Consider the following 21,011-nt stretch of genomic DNA (forward strand, 5'->3'; position numbering starts at 1 on the left):
TCTTTGTTTTCAACAGAAGGTTCTTTGTTTTCAACAGAAGGTTCCTTATTCTCTACTGAAGGTTCTTTGTTTTCAACTTGACCGTTGTCAGCAGTTGGAGTTCCAGCTGAGTTTGAAGATGATAAATCTATATTTTGTGAGTTTGTAACCTTAGGATTTACTAATTGTTGTGTGTTGTCATTTGAGGTTTGTAGTTCTTCAGCAATTAAGCCTTGAGAGAAGATTAATGCACTAGCTGCAAGAGATAACTTTAAAATACCCCCCCCCCAGCAACAGGTTTGTTACGCTTTTTCATAAAGTCTCCTTAAAATAATTTAAAATTGAGCCTTTATGATAGTTGTTTGATTATAAAACTAAACTTAAAAAATAAAATAATAATTATTTTTAATATAAATTATCATTAATAAATATTAAATATAAAATAAACAATATTAAAGAACTTTATATGCCGACATTTACAAAAAAAAAAAAAAAAAAAAAAAAAAAAAAAAAAAAAAATGGCAATAATGATAATTCATAAAAATACTAAAGGATTAATTTTAAATAATATTTAAATATTTTAACTTTTTATAAAATATTTATAAACAATAAAAATAAAAATATTTATAATAAATTTATTAAAATATTTTTTATTAATAAATTAATTTTTATATTTTTATTAAAAATTTTTAGTGATTTGTAACATTTTGTATTAAATTACAAAGAATTTAAAATCAGAATTTAGATTTTAAATATTTTTGATATTTATTAAATCAATAATATAAATGAAAAATATTTTAGATATTAAGAAAGGTATTGAAAAAGAATTTGAAATAGGAATTTGGATTTTTCTAAACTCAAATTCCGAATTCAAATTCTAATTTTCTCTAAAGAATTTTTGAGCCATTTGGTTTGCTTTTGCCTTATCACGACCTTTTTTAAAGCTTTTGTAAATACCACTTACATAGTTTTCAAAAGTCTCTTGAGAATCAAGGGCTTTTTCATCTTTTTGCACCTTTGTATAAACGCCGTTTTCATCTAAAGTATAAGCTAATTGATTATCGCTTAATTGAAGCCTTAAAATCTCAGCTAATTTCGCATGCAAACTCTCATTTAATATAGGTGTCATAAGCTCTAATCTTCGCTCTAAATTTCTTGGCATCATATCAGCGCTGCTTATATAATACTGAGGAGTTGCGTGTTTAAAATAAAAAATTCTAGCATGCTCAAGATATTTTCCAACTATACTTCTTACTCTTATGTTTTCACTAAAGCCTTTAAGATTTGGCTTAAGACAACAAATCCCACGAACGATTAAATCTATACTAACACCCTTATTTGATGCTTCATAAAGTGCTTTTATGATATCTTCATCAACAAGTGAGTTCATCTTCATTATGATTTCGCCTTTTTTACCTGCTAGGCTTTCAGTTTTAATCATTTTTAAAATCTGCTCTTTTATTTGAAATGGACTCATTGATAAAGTCTTTAAACGCTTGTTTTTACAATACCCCGTAAGTATGTTAAAAAACGCTGTTATATCGGTATTTGCAATATCAAAATTAGAAGTAAAAAAGCTTACATCTGTATAAACCTTAGCTGATACGCCGTTATAATTACCCGTTCCTAAATGTGCATAAAACTTAAGCGTTCCATCATCTAATTGGCGTATTACTTGAGTAATTTTTGCATGAACTTTAAAACCTGCTATTCCATATACCACATGAGCTCCTGCATTTTCTAGCTCTTTTGCCCAATAAAGGTTGTTTTCTTCATCAAAACGAGCCTTTAATTCAACCATAACAGTAACTTGCTTACCATCGTTTGCAGCATCCATTAAAGCTTTTATAATTTGGCTATTTTTTTCTAAGCGATAAAGCGTCATTCTAATAGAAATTACTTTAGGATCTTTGCTAGCTTCTTTGATAAAACTTGCAACCGGATCAAAACTTTCATAAGGTTGATAACACAAAATATCTTGCTTATCAATTACTTCAAATACGCTTACATTCTCATCAAATGGTGGCAAAATCTTTGGAACATAAGATGCGTGGCATAAATGGCTTAATTGTTTATTATTTACGATTTGTAGCATTGATGATAGTGCTAGCGGGGTTTTGTATTCGTAAATGTCTTTATTAAATACTTTAAGATGCATGCTTAAAAAGTTTTTTATCTCTTCACTTGCACCATTTTCTATTTGAATTCTTACATAAGCACCTTTTCTTCTAAGCTTTAAGCCTTGCTCAAGCAACATCATGAAATCATCTGCTTCTTCTTCTTCAATAATAATATCAGCATTTCTAGTAACTCTAAAAGCAGCACTTTCTACCATTGTAAAACCTGGAAAAATATCTTCTAAATGCTCTTTTACAACGCTTTCAATAGGAACGAAAAGTCCCCTATCAGCTTCAAAAAATCTAGGCAATACTCTAGGAATTCTAACCATTGCAAACTTATCATGCTTTTCATCTTCGCTTTTTAGCTTTACAGCTAATGAAAAAGATAAATTATTAAGCGGTGGGAATGGGTGAGTTGAATCCACTGCAATAGGAACGATAACAGGCATTATTGTGCTAAAGAAATACTCTTTTGCTCTTCCTTTTTGATTTCTAGTCAAATCATTGTAGCTTTTAAGCTCAACTCCTGCTGTTGCTAACTCGCTCATTATTTGAAAATAGTTTTTTTCTAAAGTATCTTTTTCATCATGCAAATAATCTCTAATAGCATTTAATTGCTCAAGCGGTGGGAGTTCATTTTGTGGAACAACACCAGCTGCAAAAAGTTGCTTAAGCCCAGCAACCCTAATCATATAAAACTCATCTAAGTTAGTGCAATATATACTAATAAATCTTAATTTTTCAAGAAGTGGGATTTTTTTATTACATTGATCAAGCACCCTTGAATTAAACTTAAGCCAAGATAATTCCCTATTAAATACCAATTCCTTCTTCATTTTCATCCTTTATACTATAAAGCCACTTGCTACTACTAAATCACCTTGATAAAATACTGCTAATTGTCCCTTCGCTAAAGCATATACACTTTCTTCTAATAATACCTTTTTTTCTTTTTTGATTAATTTACAAGGAACTTCTTTTGTGTTATATCTAATTTTTACTTTACATTCTAGCTCATCAAAATCGCAAAATGCGTTTATATTTCCTAATTCAAATTCTTTTACAAATAATTCTTCTTTAGAACCTACTATTATTTCATTTGCTTTTGCATCTATTTTTAGAACATAATGTGGAGTTAATGCACCCTTTACGCTAAATCCACGCCTTTTGCCGATAGTATAGTGCATATAGCCATCATGCTCTCCTACGATTTCGCCTTTTATATTTTTTACAAAGCCTTTTTGATTAACTTCTACATGCTCTTTTAAAACATCGGTGTAATTTGTAGTTACAAAGCATATTTCTGAGCTTTCCTTTTGTTCGCTAATAGACTTTAGCATAGGGATTTTTAGGGCTTGTTCTTTTATGTCTTTTTTAAACTTATCCCCTAAAGGAAAAAGCACATCTTCTAAACTTTGCTTAGTTACATTTGCTAGAAAATATGTTTGGTCTTTACTTAAATCAATGGCTTTTTTAAGCATGCCATTTTCAATTTGAGCGTAATGTCCTGTTGCTAGTTTTGCATTTTTGCTCTTTGCGTAATCTAGTAAAGCTCCTAATTTTATATTTTTATTACATAAAGCACATGGGTTTGGGGTAAGTCCTGCTTCATAAGTTTTAATAAAAGGATTAAATACTGCATCGTTAAATTCTTTAGTAAAATCAAGCACTTCATAAGATATTCCTAAAAAATCAGCAACCCTTTGTCCATTTTCTATGTTTTTTTCGTGATAATTAGGGCGGCCGTGTAATTTCATATAAACACCGCTTACATTAAAACCTTTTTCTTTAAGCATAAGAGCCGTATAAGAGCTATCAACCCCACCACTCATTGCTAAAACTACATTCATATAATTTCCTTTCCATCTAAATACATATTTTTAATTTCTTGTGTTCTTAATATAATTTGAGCTAGTAAATTATCATTTAAATATCCAAAATCATCTAAAATGATAAAATCAGCACTAGCACCTTTGCTAAATGGCTTTAAACCATCTAAAAACAAATGAGAATTATCAAAACAAACAGCCTTATAAAGTAGAAAAGCTAATTCATTTAATTCAAAATCACTTTGTATATATAAAAAGGCTCTAAGCTCATCAAACATATTTAAAGTATTGTTTGAGCTAAGCCCATCTGTTCCTAAACTAAAGTTTAATTTATTTTCTAAAAGATTTTTAAACCTTAATGCACGAGAGCCTAAAAACCTATTAGACCTAGGGCAAGACGTTATTATATGATGAGATTTAAAAATACTAAAATCATCAACATAATTACAATGTGTAAAAATCGCCTTTAAATCATCAAATTCGCTTAAAAAATCCTTTGTAATTAAACTCGGATTAAATCTTGCTAGATATGAACTAAGATTATTTTTATATCCTTTTAAATGCTCTAACTCATAAGGACTTTCTAAATAATGAGTGCTTATTAATAAATCATTTTTTTTAGCAAAATTAATAGCATAATCATAAGTCTTATCGCAAATTGAATAAGGACTATGCAATGAAATATGATTATTTAAGTTTGAAAATCTTGAAAATCTTTCTTCAAAAAAATCAATATTTTTAGATATTGCTTCATCATTTGCACCTAAAATCTCATGAAAAATTATGCTCTTTATTGGGCTTTCTGATAGGCTTTCAAGATTTGCACCAAAACTAGAAATCTCTCCTAAATACCCTACTCCGCTTTTTAGCATAATATTAATTTGATTTTTTATTTCTTGATTTAATTTATCTTTATCGTAATTTTGTCTATTTGTAATTATGCTTTCAAGCCATTTTGCAAAATCTCCATAATAAAGTCTTGATAAGCAAAACTCTAAATGTGAATGCAAATTACATAAAACTGGACTTATTATAAACTCGCTCTTGTCTATAATATGAGCGTTTTTGTATTCTTTAATAGCTTCATCAAAATCACATATTTTTATAATTTTTTCATCAAATACTAAAGTCTTATTAATCTGCAAAAAATCATCACGGCTAAAGTCTAAAATAGCCTTAGTTTTCATAATTTTAATCATTTTAATCCTTTATGAAATATTACGGAATTTTTTTAAATAAATGTTGTAAAAAATAGGATAAAATAAATCTTTTTATACAAAAGGAATTTGAAATAGGATTTAATTTCCTATTTCAAATTCTCTTAACATTTTTATTCCGTCTTCATCAAAATAATAATTTTTAAGTATTTTTTGATATTTAAAGCCTAATTTTTCGTATAATCTAATGGCTTTTTCATTACTTTTTCTAACTTCTAAATAAATCTTTTTATTTGAATTATTTATAATATTTTCACAAAGCTTAGTTGCTAAACTCATATTTTGATAATTTTTATCTACTGCTAAAGAATATATTCTAATGCTATTTTTGTAAGTTATGCTTAGAATATATGCTACAACTTTTTCATCTTTTAAATAGATTAAAATATTTTCTTTTTTTATATGATATAAAAAATTCGCCCTACTTAATTTAAAACAATCATTTTTAAAACACATCTCTTCTAAATAAAGCAATGAATTTAAATGATTTTTATTAGCTTTTATAATCATAATTTTTGATAAATTGTGTATTTTGGAATGATTTTTTCTGGGCGATAAGACATTTTTACTTTTTTTAGATTTTCAAATCCCATATCATCACCTACATTTATGTATTTACAATCAAATTTATCTTTTAAATATTTTGAAAATTCTCTGAAAATAAATTGAGCGCAGCCTAATACTTCAAAATCTGTTTTTTCAATCAAAACACTTGCAGTATCACTGCAAATCTTTTCTCCGATTGTAAAGCCTTTCAATTCATCGTTAATATAAATTACTAGACCAACTAAGCCAAGTGCTTCATAATCTTGCAAACATCTTTTAATTGCTAATCTTTCTTGATAAATACCATCTAAGAACGCATCAACTTCAGCTTTTGGCACATATTTTATTCTATCGCTTACCCATTTATCAAATAATATTCTTATATCTTCGCTGTGTTTTTTGCAATCTAAAACTTCTACTAAGTAATTAGGATAAACTCTTTTAAATTTATTAATTTCTGTTCTTTTTGTATGATAAGAATTGCCTTTTAGCTCTATTAAATCATCACTTACATAAATGTAATCTGCTAATTTTTTTTCTATTACATAATTATCAAGAGAGCTAAAAATAACTTCTCCTTCATTTGTGTAAGTAATAAAACCTTCTAAAAAACTATCACATACATACTCAATTCTTGAATAATAATTAGATGAATTATTTTCATTCATAATCTTAAAACATTCAGGAATGCTCTCATAACAATCTTTTGGCTTACCAAGTGGCGGTAATAACATAGAAAGCTCTCCACCATTCATAACAAATAAGCAAAATGTATTATTAATAATCGCATAAAAACCGCTAGATTTTGATAGCCAAATATAATTAGCACAAAATGAATAATCGCTTACATTTACATCAAAATCATTTAAATATTGCTGCATTAAATCCTTAGCTTTTAAATCAAAAGCTTTTAAAGTATAGTCTTGAAATTTTATTTCTGCCATTAATTTTCCTTGTTTAAAAAATGCGCGAATTATAAATGTATAAAGTAAAATAATAAAGCGTTTTTTTAGTTATTTTGGATTTGCTGTCTAAAAAGTTCAAAAATTGAAAATTTAGCTATTTTTGTTTCTATTTTTTTATTTGTATACTTTGAAACATAGGTTGATTTTGGCAATATTAAAGTAAGTTTTTTAAGCTTTGAAATAAATCTTTCTCTTTCGTGTTTATCTTCATTTATTAAACCATATAATATATTTTTAAACTCTGAATAATCATTTCCTATTGAATATAAATAGCCTAAAGCTTCATATCTTTCCATAGGAATTACCGTGTATGATACTTCACACTTGCTAATTTTATTTATTTTATCATTGCTAATTTCATTTATTTCATGAATTTGAAAAATCTTGCTAAAAATCATAGCATCAATATCACTAAATGCTAACTGCAAAGCCATTAGGCTCTTTTGTTTAAATTGCTCAACGCTTTCAAATTGCAAACAGCTATAATCTTGTTTAGCAAATAATTTCATATTAAATATAGTAAGAATTATAATTAATACTTTTAAAATCTTCATTCTCTTTCTTAATTTATTGATTATTAAATAAATATTTATTTTATTAATTAATTATAAACATGTAAAGTTTAATTATGGAATTTATTTTGAGTTTTCAAAATATCATTTGATATAAGATACTCTAAAGCTTCTTTTGAATAATCTAAAAAACTTTGCAATTCCTTTTCTTCTTCTTTACTAAAATTATCTAAAACATAATTAATAACTTCATATTTAAATTGAGGCTTTCCAATACCAAGCCTTACCCTTTCATACTCATTTCCTATTAAAGCATCAATAGATTTTAATCCATTATGCCCTCCTGAGCTACCACCTTTTTTAATCTTTAATTTGCAAAATCCAATATCCATTTCATCATGACAAACAATAATTCTCTCAGGCTTATAAAAATCTACAACTTTTTTAACACTTTCACCTGAATTATTCATATAAGTTAATGGTTTTAACAATAATAAATCTTGTTTTTTATACAATTCTGCGTTGCAATTAAGATTTTGTTTTTTAAAAGAAGAATCAAGTATTTTATCAATTAACATAAAGCCTAGGTTGTGGCGAGTATTTTTGTATTTCTCGCCAGGATTTCCTAGACCTACGACTAAAATCATCTAGCTTTTTCTACTCCAACAACAGCTACACGACCTGCGTCAATAATTTTTACATTATCAGCAACTTTAATATCTCTTACAAGTAAAGCATCGCCAACATCTAAATCAGTTACATCTAATTCAAAGAAATTAGGTAAGTTTTCTGCTTTGCACTTAACTTTCAAGCGGCGTTTTGATTGAATTAAAACACCTTTATTTTTAAGACCTTTTGCAGTTCCAACAACTTTTACTGGAACCATATAAAAGCTCTCTACACCTTTTAAAGCTAATTTTAAATCAACGTGCTTAATTTCACTTGTTACTGGGTGGTGTTGATAATCAACAATTACAACTTCATAAACTTTTCCATCAACTTTAACTGGGAAAATTAATCCGTCTTTTTTGCGAACTTCTTTAATAAATTCATTTGCCTTAAACACTGCGTGAATGTTTTCAACACCTTTTCCATAGATATTTGCAATTAGCATACCATCTTGTCTAGCAGCTTTAGCTGACTTTCTACCAATACTCTGTCTAATTTGTCCTTCTAACATAAAATGTCCTTTCATAAAAAATAAGCGTTTATATTATCTTAAAATATTTAATATAAATTATTTTTGTTCTTCTTTTTCTTCTTTTTGTGCTAATTTAAACTGAAAACCTACATTTGCACTTGTTTGAGTTTTCTTAGCTTCACCAAATTTATAACCATCAATTAAAACTTTCAAATCGTTTGCATTACTTGCTTTATCATAAGCTTCTTCTTCAGTAATTCTACCATTTTTATATAAAGTTAATAAATGCTGGTCAAAACTTTGCATTTTCATAGTGCCTTCTTTTAAAACATCTCCTATTGAGTTTTCTCTACCTTCTAAAATAAGCCTTTTAATACGCTCATTACCTCTTAAAACTTCAATAGCTGCAGTTCTTTTACCATCAGTCGTTTTACATAATCTTTGAGAAATTACAGCCCTTAAAACGCCTGAGAATGAACTTCTAATTCTGTTTTGCTCTTCTTTAGGAAACATTCCTAAAACCCTGTTTAAAGTCTCTTGAGCATTAATTGTATGCAGTGTGCTTAATACTAAGTGTCCAGTTTCTGCTGCGTGCATTGCTACTTCAATAGTCTCTAAATCTCTCATCTCACCAACTAGAATAATATCAGGGTCTTCTCTAAGAGCTGCTCTTAAAGCATCTTGAAAGCTTAAAGCATCTTGCCCTATTGCTCTTTGATTTACTATTGATTTTGCAGGTTTATATTTAAACTCAATCGGATCTTCAATAGTAATAATGTGTCTATTATAATTTTGGTTTATATATTCAATAATTGATGCAAGAGTTGTTGTTTTACCACTACCTGTTGGACCTGTAACTAATATTAAACCTCTTGTTTCTGTTGTAGTAATATCTTTTATAACTTCAGGCAGTTTTAAAGCCTCAAAACTTGGCATAGTATCAGGAATGGTTCTAAATACTGCGCTTGGTCCATTCATTGTAAAAAATAAATTCACACGAAACGAACCTTTGTATTTAAACTTATCTTTATTCTTTGGCTCATACGAAAAGTCTATATTTTTATTATCTACAAATCTCGTAAAATCACCTCTTGTTAAAGCCTTGCATAAATCTAGCATATCTTCTCTAGTTACAATTTCTGGTGCAATTTCACTAATTTCACCATTTACTCTACCCTTAGGATTTAAATTTGAGCTTAAGTGCAAATCACTTCCACCTAAGTCAATTAATGTATTAAGCCAACCATCTAAATTATCTCTTAGTTCCCAACGGATATTCTCTAAATCTATTTCCATACTAATCCTTAAAGATTTTCTAATATATCTATATAAGCTTTTTCAAATTGAACTAAACCATCATCTAAAAGCTTTTTACATGCGTTATCATACTCAATTTCATTAATTGTTGAGAATATAAATTCTTTTGATGAAGTTATTAATTCCTGATTCAAATTCTTTATGTTTTTGCTTGGTCTATAAGCATTTATTGCATTGATTGGCGCTGTATTTATAGTGTTGTTTAGTTCTAGTTCTTTTAAATAATAATCTTTGCTTAAATCATTACTTTTAGTTCCTGTGCTAGCAAATAAAGCTCTAATGTTTTCACTATCCACCTTAGATGCTGAATATATTGCATTTTGAATGCCTATTTGATTTTTTACACTATATCTATGATTTAACAAGCTATCAACTCTGCTTACAAAAATACTAACAACACCTTTATTAGTTATTCCATTAGGATTTTTTGCTTTATATTTTTTCATGCCTTCACTTATTGCATCATTACATTTTTTTGCTTGTTCATGTGAAAAAATTAAAGTTGCATTAATGCTAATTCCATAACTTGCTAAAGTATTCATAACTTCATAACCTGCATTTGTTGCTGGAACTTTTATCATAAGATTTGGCATATTTATTAAATTAGCAATTTTTAAACCTTCTGCAATGCTAAGACCTGCGTTATTACTATTTAATGGATTTATTTCAAAACTAATAAAACCATTATTGTTATCTTTTGCATATAAACAACTCATTTTAAGAGCTGCTTTTTTTATATCTTCTAAAGCTAGAGCTAAAAATAATTCTTCTTTATTTTTAATATTTAATTGTTTTATTCTTTCTTTATAGTAAGCTGAAGTAGTAATTGCATTTTTAAATATACTAGGATTGCTAGTAGCACCATTTATAGTGCCACTAGCTAGCATTTGTAAAAATTCATTATCTAAAAAACTATTTTCAATAAAGTCACACCAAATGCTATATCCACTCATTAAAAATCCCTTTTCATTAAAGCTTCAACTTTTAATATGGTTAAAATATTATTTTCTTGCTTTCCAATACCATCAATCATACCTTTTTCTTTTAGTAAAGTCTCAGGTGGTTGGTCTATATTGCTCTCTTTAATTTTGATAGCTTCAGTTAGTTTATCAATAACAAAACCTATATTTCCTTCTTCACCTTTTAATACTATATATCTAGTATGTTGAGTATGTTTTGAGCTTCCTAAACCAAAACGCTTTGCTAAATCAATTAAAGGAATAACATTACCACGCATATTAAATACACCTAAAACATAATCAGGCACACTAGGAACCCTAGTGTATTCAATAGGTTTTATTATTTCTTGAATGCTTAAAATCGGAATAGCATATTCTTCTTCATCTATCATAAAACCTACTAACTGTCTAATTTGCTCTTCTTTAGTATCTCTTGCTGAAGTGCCCTTTACTTGCTCTTGCTGTCTATTTAAAACTTGATTTAATCTTTCCATTACATTATCCTAACTTTAAATTCTTTCTTACTACATTCTCTAAATATTCATAAGAATAAGGCTTTGTAATATACTCAGTCATTCCTACTTCTACACCTCTTAATCTATCACTCTTACTTGTTCTACTTGTTACAGCAATTAATGGTAGATTTCTATATTTTGCATATTTTCTAATTTCTGCTGCTAGTGTGTATCCATCCATTCTAGGCATTTCAATATCAATTAACATTGCATCAATTGAGTGCTCTCCGCTTTTTACAACATTTAAAGCTTCAACACCATTAGCTGCTTCAATTACTTTAATACCTAGTGGTTCAAGAGCTTTTTTCATAATTCCCCTATCAATTTGAGAATCATCAACAGCTAAAACAACATAATCACTTGGCTTTTCTTTTGTAACTTTTGCAGCACTTTCGCTACTTGCTTTAATATCTACTTTAACATCTTTAGCCATATCCATCATTGCACCAACATCAACGATTAAGGTAACATTACCATCTCCACGAATGGTTGAGCCTGCAATTCCTGTAATGTTTTGTAAGTAGTATCCCATAGACTTAATTACAACTTCTTCTTGTCCTATTAAAGTATCTACAATAATTCCAAGTTTTGAAGCAGCTGCACCCACAACTACAACATAAGCTTGTTCGCTATTTTCAAGCACTTGTTTTACACCAAATAAGTCACTAAGTCTTACAAGCGATAAAACTTCATCTCTTAATCTTAATACATTTTTGCCTTCAATTGTATAAATATCATCAATAGCAACTCTAACTGTCTCAAGAACACTAGCAAGTGGAATAGCATAAAATTCTTCTTGAGTTTTAACAAGCAATGATTGAATAATTGCTAGGGTTAAAGGTATTTTCAATTTAATCACGGTTCCCTTGCCAAGCTCACTATCTACTTCAATAATACCATTTAGCTTATCAATATTAGTTTTTACAACATCCATTCCAACGCCACGACCACTTACATTTGTAACTTGCTTAGCAGTTGAAAATCCTGGTTTAAATATAAGCCCATAAGCTTCTTTATCACTCATATTATCAGCTTCTCTTTCGCTAATAACACCTTTTTCAATAGCTTTCGTCTTAAGTATATCAGCATCAAGACCCTTGCCATCATCAGCAATTTCAATTACAATGTGATTTCCTTCATTGTAAGCTTTTAGTTGAACTGTTCCTTTTTCTGGCTTACCTGCTGCAATTCTATCTTCTGTTGATTCAACTCCGTGATCGCATGAGTTTCTAATCATATGCATAATAGGATCGCCTATTTCTTCAACTATTGATTTATCTAATTCTGTTTCTTCACCTTCAAGTTCAAGCTCAATTTGCTTGCCTAAATCACGGCTTAAATCTCTTACAACTCTTGGGAATTTATTAAATACTTTTGCAATAGGTTGCATTCTTGTCTTCATTACTGCTAGTTGAATATCTGTTGTTACAACGCTTAGTTGATTTACAACTTGATTTAATTCTTCAATAAATTTCTCACCTTCATATCTTTCTTCAACATCATCATAAATCTTTAATAATCTATTCTTGCCAAGAACTAATTCACCTATTAAATTCATTAGGTTATCAAGTCTTTTTACTTCAACCCTAATGGTTTGTTCCATATTTGAAGAATTACCTTTATCTGCTGCAACTGGAGCTTGTTTGCTTGAGTTTTTATCTTTATCTGCTCTGCTTGGTTTTTCAACAGCTTTTGGCTCAACTTTTGCTTCTTCTTGTATTTCAGCTTTTGGCTCAGCAGCTGCTTCGTTCTTTTTCTTTTCTTCTCTTCTTGCTTTATCTTCAGCTTTTCTTTGTTTTAATAATCTTTCAATTTCTGCTTCAACTTCATCAGCACTTAAAGAATTAACATCTACTTCTTCTTCATTGCTATTTGAATCTTTTTCTATTAATTCTTCGATTTTTTCATCTAAAGTTTTTGGTTCTGCTTGAACTTCGCTTAAAACTTTACCTTCACTAATTGCTGTTAGGCGTGTGCAAATTGAATTAATATCCATGTTAATAGCTGTATCATTTCCATTATCTTTAATACAATGTAATAAATCCTTCATCATATCAATAGACTCAAGAACAACGTCCATAATATCAGGAGTTATAAGCAATTCTCCATGACGAGCTTTGTTTAAAACATCTTCCATGTGATGAGTTAATTTTGTTAAAACATCAAAGTTTAAAAAGCTTGAACTTCCCTTAACTGTGTGAGCAACACGGAAAATGCGGTTAAGCAATTCTAAATCTTCTGGATTGCTTTCAAGCTCAACTAAATCGTGATCTATTTGTTCAATTAATTCAAAAGCTTCTACTAAGAAGTCTTCTAATATCTCTTGCATATCTTCCATATTTACGCTCCTTACTTATTAATATATGATTCAATTACTCTTGATACTTCTTTATAAAAAATATTAGCATCAAACTTAGTTAAAAAGGCATCTCCACCTACATCTTTACTCTTAAGAGTTGAGAACTCATTGCTTAAAGATGAGTTAAATATAATTGGAATTCCTTTAAATCTTATATCTTCTCTAACCCTTGAAGCAAAGTGGAAACCATCCATTTGTGGCATTTCAACGTCTGAAATAATCACTTTTACTTGATTTGCTATATCATTTTTATAAGCATCATAAAGCTCATTCATTTTGTTAAGCCCATCAACGCCATCTTTTGCCTCAATTACTTTAAAGCCCATTTTATCAAGCGCATCACGAACTAATTTTCTAGCAGTTGAACTATCATCTAAAACAACAGCTGTTCCTGTCATTTTCTTAATTTCTTTTTCTTCAATGTCAATTTTTGGAGAATAAATTCCTAATTCTTCCACTATTCTTTCAAGGTCTAAGATTAATAAAACTTCATCATTTTCAATCTTAGCAATTCCTGTGATTTGACTTTTATCAAAACCACCTGTATTAGTTGAAAAATCCGAACCTCTAATATCAGTAGCACTAATTCTTCTAATTCTTTTTGCCTCATGAACGATAAAACCTATCATAATATTTGAAAACTCAGCAATAATAATTCTAGGTTTTAAAACCATATCCTTTGGCTCAATAATATTCATCCACTTAGCAAGATTTATTACAGGAATTACAACGCCTCTTAAATCAAAAACACCTTCAATATATTCAGGCACACCTGGTAATTCTGTTAATGCTGGGATTTTTATAATTTCTTTAACTTTTGCAACATTCACTCCATAAATTCCTTCATAGACTTTATGTTGTCCTTGTTTATAGATACGAAAATCTACAAGTTCCATTTCATTAGAATCAGCCTTTAAGACTTTATCTTCTGCCATTTTTACTCCTTTCTGGGTAAGTTATATTTTTTTATAAGTCCATATTCTAGTATAAAAAAACTTCGGTCATTTGCAAAAGCATCTAAATTCTTATATTTTGTATTTCCTAATTCAAATTCTCTTCCTTGATGAAAGTGCCCTTCTATTATATAATCAATTTTTAGGCTTTTTTTTGCAAAATAATCTTGATATTTTTTAATTCTAAATTTCATTAAACTATCAAAAAAATCTAATTTTTTATATAGTTTTTTTACCTTTTGTTGATTGCAAATCTTTTGATAAATTTTATCAAAACATATAATATTTAAAAGATTTAATATAAAAATAACAAAAGGTAATCTTAAAAATCTTAAAGCTATTTGAGTAATTATTGGCAAGAAAATATCTCCATGAGAGATTGCAATATTAAACTCTTTATATTTAGCTAAAATAGGCTGATTTTTAATGATTTTTACATTTTTAAAAAGTTTTTTTAAATTAAAATCATGATTTCCTTCAAAATAAATAATCTCAATTTCATTAGCTAAATTATCTAATTCATTAATTATGTTTAAATTGTCAATTTCAGAGCTTTTAATTCCACCTATTAAAAGATTAAAAATATCTCCTAGAAGTATTACCTGTGGAGGTTTATTAAGTTTTAAATATTCAATAAATTCACAAAAATCTAGCCTAGTGCTATCATAATGCACATCGGCTATAAAAATCGCTTTGTCTTTAAGCTCAATCATTAAATATCAAGCTCTTTATAACTTATGCTAAGGATTTCATAACTTGCTTTTCCTTTAGGTAAAACAACGCTAAATTCATCTCCTTCATCTTTACCTAGCATTGCCTTTGCGATAGGAGAATTTATGCTTATATATCCTTTTTCTAAATTACTTTCACAATCTCCTACAATACTAAAAGTCTTTTCTTCTTCGGTATTTAAATCCATAATCTCTACCGTGCTTCCAAATCTTACTTTATCATGATTAAACTCAGCGGGATTTACTATCTTTGCATTTGCTAAAATTTCACTAAGTTCAGCGATTTTACCTTCTAAAAAGCTTTGTTTTTCTCTTGCTGCATGATATTCTGCGTTTTCTTTTAAATCCCCATGAGATCTTGCAATATCAATTTCTTTTACTACATTAGGGCGTTCAACTACTTTTAAATGTTCTAATTCTTTATATAATTTTTCATAGCCTTTTTGTGTCATTATTTGCATTTTTACTCCTTGATTAATTTTGCTAAATTGCTTGCTATTTCACCTTTTGTTAGTTCTCTTAATTTTATTGATTTTTGTAAAAACTCTTCTTTATTAGCATTTTTAAATACTGCTAATAATTCATTTTCATCAAAGTTTTGTATAAATTCTTTGTGAAATTCGCCTAAATTAAGCTTATCAAAAATAATATTACAAAGTCCTATAAACTTGATTTTTACTAGAGTTTTTGCGATGAAATAATCAATCATTTTAGCCTTATAACATAAACAAAAGGCATTTCCTATAAGTCCTGCTTCAAGGCTTGCTGTGCCACTACAAATATAAGCAAACTCGCAATTTTTAAGAGTTGTTTTAGTATCGTAAGAAATAGTAAAACCACTTAAATCTTCATATAAATATAATTTATCCTTTAAAAAAGTAGGCACACAAACAACGCATTCATAATCACTAAAATGCTTTTTAAGGTTTCTAAAAATTGGCATTAAAGCTTTTATTTCGCTTTTTCTTGAGCCTGGCAAAAATGCTATTAATTTTTTAGTTTTTGTATCGTTTTTAAAATAATCTTTTAAAGCCTCATTACTTGGATTTCCATAATATAAAGATGATTTAAAATACTGATTTTCAAATGGCAAAATCCCAACTAATTCATCGCACAAACTCTCAACAACCTTAATTCTACCTTTTTTCCATGCCCAAACTTGTGGCAAAATAAAATATATAATCTTGCCTTTAAAACCAGCCTTTCTTAATGCTTTTGCAAAAGGTATATTAAAAGCAGGAGAATCTATTAATAAAACCTTTTCTATATTTTCTTTAAGTGCAATTTGAACTAATTCTTTTATAGCTTTTTTTGCTTTTAAAATTAGTGGTAAAACTTGCACAAAACCCATAGCATTAAACTCGCTAAAGTCGCAATAATTGTAAGAATTTGAAATAGGAATTTCGTTTTTCAAATTAACATCATAAATCCCATATAAGCTAATATTGTCTAATTCTTTTAAGATATGTTTTAAATGAGTATTTGCTGAGTTTTCCAAAGCTATACTTAATAATTTCACAATTTTTCCTTTAATAAATTTTATTCTTTAAAGTATTTTCAAAGTTTTTTAATACTATTATAAAGCATATATTTAATAGGAGTTTGTATGAAAATAAAATATAGTGCAATTTTGCTTAGCATGAACCTTTTTGCTGGCGTGGTAAATCCTAATTTTGCTTATCAAGATTATTTAGATTTTGGAGCTAATAAGGGAAAATTTAGTGTTGGAAAAAATTTATCAGTAACCGATAAAAGCGGAAAAATTGTTGATTTTAAAGTTCCTATGCCAGATTTCTCTGCTGCAAATCAAAGTGGAAGCTTAATGGGAGAGCTTACAAACATAGGCGGCTCTTATGCAATCACTGCAGCTCATATGATAAGTCCAACAGCTAAACCTTATTTAATACAAAAGAATAAAGAATATGAATTTGGAAATGTAAAATCAAAAGTTATTGCAACTGATACAAATTTTAAAGACTATTGGATATATAATAATAACTGTCAAGAATACAAAGAAAATGGCGAATTACTTGATTTTGCAGTTGTTAAGATGAGTAAATTAAATATCAATAAAAGTGCAAAATTAATAGATACTGAGTTTTTTTATAAATTAAAAAATGTGCCAGATAATCTAAAAAATGATCAAACTTACATATATCAAGATAAATATTTTAATAAAATCAGCGCTAATGAATGGGATAATACAAGCTATCAAGACTATATAAAAGATAGTAAAGAAATAGATAATGATAATATAGGAAAAGGTATTCTTATAAATAATCCACAAAGATTTAGTGTATATGCTAGAAGTGGTAGTGGAATGCAAAGGCTTGGATATTTAGATTCGGGATTAGTTCCACAAGAATTAGAATTAGATGGGGTTTATCTAAGTGGTGGGGTTTTATATCTAAATACTTACACCAGCAAAAACAACGCTAGGGTTCTTTATATTGATGCAGTTAGTGAGAATAAAATTTATGATGATGGAAGTTACGATAGGCTAGATTTTACTAATAGTTCAGCTCCTGGAGATAGTGGAAGTGCTATTTATGTTTATGATAATGAATTAAAAGAATGGCTTGTAGTTGGAGTTGTAAGTAAGAGCGATTGTAACCCAGAAGGAACTAATGGATATCCCTGCTCTACAAATAAATATGCTCTTATAAATCATCATATAATTAATGATTTTAAAAATGATTTCACAGCTACTTTAGATGGTAATAGTTATGATTCTACTACTATAAGTGCTAGTATAAAAGATAAATATAATGAGAATAATAAAGACTTAGTATTTGCTAATGCAACCACAATAAACCTAAATGATAAAGAAAATCTAGGCTCAAGTGTGTTTTACTTTAACGATAATTCCACTATAAATAGTGGCGAAGTTTTACTTGGTGGAGTTGTGATAAACGATGGTAAGACACTTGAATTTAATGCTACAACAGGACTTAATGATAATCTTCATAAAATGGGAAAAGGAAGCTTGAATATAACTAAAGAAAGCCTAGGAGGACTCAGAAGTGGCGAAGGTCTAACTATTCTTAATACCACTAATAAAGCCTTTAGCTCTATATATTTATTAAACGATGCAAAATTAAAAATTACTAATGAAAATCAACTTAAAGATACTAATCTAATCTTTAATGGTGGTGAGCTTGATTTAAATGGAGTAGATTTAAGTCTTAATAAAATTCAAGCAAATAATTTTAAAACCCTAATTACGAATTCAAATTCTAAAGAATCAAAACTAAATATTACAAGTCCTAAAGAACTTGATATTTATCACGGACAAATTGCTAATAATATTTCACTTGAATTAAATAATGCTAAAGGTTTTGTATTTGATGGAGAATTAAATTTAAATAATTTAAATATTAATAATTCAACAATTAATCTTCAAGGACATCCACTAGCTCATGCTTATTTGTATAACACACAAACTGCAAATAAAGTAGGAGCAAATATAGCTCCAACTACTAGCTTTCAAGAAGATTATGAAGCTAGAGTAAATAATATAGATAATATTGTTTTAAATAATGCTAATTTAAATATTTTAAAACACAGCACTTTAAATGCAAAAAATATTACTTTAAATAACGCATCTAGTTTAAATATAGGTGAGAATAAAATATATCTTGATTATTACGATAACAATCATATTAGCAATGGTGTAAATGATTTGGTATTTACTTCTAGCTTACAAGAATATAATTCTTTAGCAAGTAATATAAGTGTAAATGCAAATGTAGTTTTAAACAATAATTCAAGCCTAAATATTAAAAATGGTTCAGAATTTAGCGGAAGTATAAGCGATGATAACACAAGTAATTTAAACTTAGAAAATGCAAACATTGAAGCAAATATAAATATTGCAAACCTAAACGCAACTAATACTAATTTTTATTTTGCACTAAATAAGACTTTAAATGTAACTAATAATGCCGTGGGTAGCTTAAATACCTTTATGATAAAACCTAGCTTAGCAGGAGAGAATAAATACCTATTAGCAAGTATAAATAATACAAATAATACAATAAAACAAGATTATTTAAAGGCAATTGAGTATAAAGAAAATATAAGTATTTATAAGCCAAATATTGAATTTGCTAACGAAAATGGCAAAGCTAATTGGTATTTAGTAAGTTTAAAAGAAGAAACGCAAGAGCCTGAGATAAATAACCCAAATACACCAAATATTGAAGAAAAACCTACTATAAAAGATTATTTCTTTGTAGAAGAAAATAAAGAAGTTACTCAAATGATTGATAATTCATTAAATCAAGTATTTTTCTCTTATGTTTTAGAATGGAATAACTTACAAAAAAGAATGGGTGAATTAAGAAATAACACTTCAAGTGGATTTTGGACTAGAGCTTATGTAGGAGAAAGCTCATATAAAGATTATAATAAAACAAAATTTTATGAATTTCAATTAGGAATTGATAAATTAAATGAAGGTAATTATTATAAAAATTACACAGGTTTAGTGCTAAATCAAAGCATTTATAAATTAGGAAATAATTTAAGTGGAGATATAAAAGGCACAGGATTTGGTATTTATAATAGCACTATTTTTGATAATGGATTTTATATAGACGCTATTGCAAAATACATTAATTACAAAAATGATTTTACTTTGTATGTAAAAAATCAAAACGAAGTTTTAAACTCACTAAAAGCAAAAAATTCATCTTCACTAATTGCTAGTATTGAGTTAGGTTATAGAAAAGTTTTTAATAATTTTTATCTTGAGCCACAAATTGAGTTTATTACTGGCTATGTAGGAAAACAAGAATTATCAAGCGAAGATAAAAAGCTTAATTTAAAATCAGATTCTTTTGTGCCGTTTAATATAAAAACCGCACTTTTTACGGGTGCTAATTATGAAAAGTTTGCTTTAAGAGCTGGGGTAGGATACGCAGCTGATTTAATAAATAATGCCAAAAAAACTATAAAAGATTTAGATAGCACAAGTATTTATAATGGTAAAAAAGATTCAAGAGCCTTTGTAAATCTTTCAAATACTTATAAAATCAATGAAAAATCAACTCTAAATCTTGAGTTTGAAAGAACTTTTGGCGGTGATTTAAACATTGATTATAGCTTTAACTTAGTTTATAGATATTCGTTTTAATTCCTATTTCAAATTCCTTTCGTAATAATGTCTAAAAAGGCATTATTACGAAGATAAATATAAATTTCATTTTTTTAATATAAATTTTAACAAATATTTAATTTAAAATTAAACTTAATTGCCTAAAATTGTGGGTTAAGGTTTTTAAAGGATAGTTATGCGTTTTGCTTTATTTATTTTTATTTTTGCTAATTATTTATTAGCTAATGTTGGTAGCATTGTTAATTATGTAGGTGATGTAGAGATTTTAAGAAACAACGAAAGCATTGTAGTTCAAAATAAAAATTATGAATTATTAGAAAACGACACAATAATTACTAAAAGTAATGCAAAAGTTCATATAGTATTTATAGATAATACAAATCTTACTTTAGGTAAAAACTCAACTATTAAAATCAATAAATACCTAATAAATGGAGCTAACTCAAAGGTAGATTTAAATGCTAAAAAAGGCAGCTATGATTTAACTAGTGGAGAGATTTCAAAACTAGCTAGACAAAGTTTTAAATTTCAGGCAAATACTGCAACAATAGGAATTCGTGGAACTAGATTTAGTGGAGATTTAAATCAAAAATTCGTAGATTGCAATGATGGTGAAATTGATGTAAAAGTAGGAAATAAAACCTATAATCTTAAAAAAGGCGAAAGACTACACTATAAAAACTTAAAAACAATAAAACTAAAGAAATTAGAACCTAGCGAATTTAAAATGATTAGGCTAGGAAATTAAA

General features: G+C 27.9%; 19 protein-coding genes. 3 read left to right on the plus strand and 16 right to left on the minus strand.

All coding sequences use genetic code 11. The features are described 5' to 3' along the window. Nucleotides 1-84 precede the first annotated feature (84 nt). Nucleotides 85-216, plus strand: a complete 132-nt coding sequence (locus tag AC1B00_RS06295) for a hypothetical protein (protein ID WP_488848842.1) — start codon at nt 85-87, stop codon at nt 214-216. A 640-nt stretch (nt 217-856) separates the two neighbouring features. Here AC1B00_RS06295 and AC1B00_RS06300 read toward each other — a convergent pair. From AC1B00_RS06300 to AC1B00_RS06375, 16 genes are all read right to left on the minus strand, one after another. Then, nucleotides 857-2,941 carry an RNA degradosome polyphosphate kinase gene (locus AC1B00_RS06300; protein WP_239817052.1) on the minus strand — a complete coding sequence of 695 codons (2,085 nt, stop codon included), beginning with the start codon at nt 2,939-2,941 and terminating at the stop codon, nt 857-859. Nucleotides 2,942-2,944: 3 nt separating this feature from the next. Then, nucleotides 2,945-3,949 carry a tRNA 2-thiouridine(34) synthase MnmA gene (gene mnmA, locus AC1B00_RS06305; RefSeq protein ID WP_488848843.1) on the minus strand — a complete coding sequence of 335 codons (1,005 nt, stop codon included), beginning with the start codon at nt 3,947-3,949 and terminating at the stop codon, nt 2,945-2,947. After that, on the minus strand, nt 3,946-5,127 hold the full coding sequence (gene mqnF / locus AC1B00_RS06310; protein ID WP_488848844.1) for an aminofutalosine deaminase family hydrolase: 1,182 nt from the start codon (nt 5,125-5,127) through the stop codon (nt 3,946-3,948). The genes mnmA and mqnF overlap by 4 nt, the downstream gene beginning before the upstream one ends. A 99-nt stretch (nt 5,128-5,226) precedes the next feature. After that, nucleotides 5,227-5,655 (minus strand): GNAT family N-acetyltransferase, encoded by a 429-nt coding sequence (locus AC1B00_RS06315; protein ID WP_488848846.1) that lies wholly within the window; start codon nt 5,653-5,655, stop codon nt 5,227-5,229. Beyond that, a complete protein-coding gene (locus AC1B00_RS06320; RefSeq protein WP_336611522.1) occupies nt 5,652-6,635 on the minus strand; it encodes a DUF2156 domain-containing protein in 984 nt (327 codons plus the stop codon). Before AC1B00_RS06320 ends, AC1B00_RS06315 begins: the two co-directional genes overlap by 4 nt. A gap of 65 nt (nt 6,636-6,700) precedes the next feature. Further along, a complete protein-coding gene (locus AC1B00_RS06325) occupies nt 6,701-7,210 on the minus strand; it encodes a hypothetical protein (protein ID WP_488848847.1) in 510 nt (169 codons plus the stop codon). 68 nt (nt 7,211-7,278) lie between these two features. Continuing rightward, the gene (gene pth, locus AC1B00_RS06330) at nt 7,279-7,815 is read right to left on the minus strand and encodes an aminoacyl-tRNA hydrolase (protein WP_239817058.1); all 537 of its coding nucleotides are present in this window, start codon (nt 7,813-7,815) and stop codon (nt 7,279-7,281) included. Then, nucleotides 7,812-8,348, minus strand: coding sequence for a 50S ribosomal protein L25/general stress protein Ctc (locus tag AC1B00_RS06335; RefSeq protein WP_488848848.1), 537 nt, complete (start codon nt 8,346-8,348; stop codon nt 7,812-7,814). Before AC1B00_RS06335 ends, pth begins: the two co-directional genes overlap by 4 nt. Before the next feature lie 57 nt (nt 8,349-8,405). After that, nucleotides 8,406-9,605 (minus strand): type IV pilus twitching motility protein PilT, encoded by a 1,200-nt coding sequence (locus AC1B00_RS06340; protein WP_488848850.1) that lies wholly within the window; start codon nt 9,603-9,605, stop codon nt 8,406-8,408. Between the two features lie 8 nt (nt 9,606-9,613). Continuing rightward, nucleotides 9,614-10,579: a transaldolase gene (locus tag AC1B00_RS06345; RefSeq protein WP_488848851.1), complete on the minus strand. Its 966-nt coding sequence runs from the start codon at nt 10,577-10,579 to the stop codon at nt 9,614-9,616. After that, entirely contained in the window at nt 10,579-11,079 is a 501-nt protein-coding gene (locus AC1B00_RS06350; RefSeq protein ID WP_488848852.1) for a chemotaxis protein CheW, read from the minus strand. Before AC1B00_RS06350 ends, AC1B00_RS06345 begins: the two co-directional genes overlap by 1 nt. Before the next feature lie 4 nt (nt 11,080-11,083). Beyond that, on the minus strand, nt 11,084-13,438 hold the full coding sequence (locus AC1B00_RS06355) for a hybrid sensor histidine kinase/response regulator (RefSeq protein ID WP_488848854.1): 2,355 nt from the start codon (nt 13,436-13,438) through the stop codon (nt 11,084-11,086). 11 nt (nt 13,439-13,449) lie between these two features. Beyond that, the gene (locus AC1B00_RS06360; RefSeq protein WP_239817064.1) at nt 13,450-14,394 is read right to left on the minus strand and encodes a chemotaxis protein; all 945 of its coding nucleotides are present in this window, start codon (nt 14,392-14,394) and stop codon (nt 13,450-13,452) included. Between the two features lie 2 nt (nt 14,395-14,396). Then, nucleotides 14,397-15,125 (minus strand): UDP-2,3-diacylglucosamine diphosphatase, encoded by a 729-nt coding sequence (locus AC1B00_RS06365; RefSeq protein WP_488848855.1) that lies wholly within the window; start codon nt 15,123-15,125, stop codon nt 14,397-14,399. Continuing rightward, complete coding sequence (greA, locus tag AC1B00_RS06370) at nt 15,125-15,604, minus strand: transcription elongation factor GreA (protein ID WP_239817066.1); 480 nt, start codon at nt 15,602-15,604, stop codon at nt 15,125-15,127. Before greA ends, AC1B00_RS06365 begins: the two co-directional genes overlap by 1 nt. A 2-nt stretch (nt 15,605-15,606) precedes the next feature. Beyond that, nucleotides 15,607-16,665 (minus strand): glycosyltransferase family protein, encoded by a 1,059-nt coding sequence (locus tag AC1B00_RS06375; RefSeq protein WP_488848899.1) that lies wholly within the window; start codon nt 16,663-16,665, stop codon nt 15,607-15,609. Between the two features lie 84 nt (nt 16,666-16,749). On the opposite strand from AC1B00_RS06375, the gene AC1B00_RS06380 reads away from it, so the two are divergent. Together AC1B00_RS06380 and AC1B00_RS06385 are read left to right on the plus strand one after the other, a co-directional pair. Next, the gene (locus AC1B00_RS06380) at nt 16,750-20,280 is read left to right on the plus strand and encodes a S6 family peptidase (RefSeq protein ID WP_488848856.1); all 3,531 of its coding nucleotides are present in this window, start codon (nt 16,750-16,752) and stop codon (nt 20,278-20,280) included. Between the two features lie 157 nt (nt 20,281-20,437). Further along, on the plus strand, nt 20,438-21,010 hold the full coding sequence (locus AC1B00_RS06385; RefSeq protein ID WP_336611515.1) for a FecR family protein: 573 nt from the start codon (nt 20,438-20,440) through the stop codon (nt 21,008-21,010). Nucleotide 21,011 lies beyond the last annotated feature (1 nt).

This window comes from Campylobacter sp. DY7, assembly GCF_057802535.1.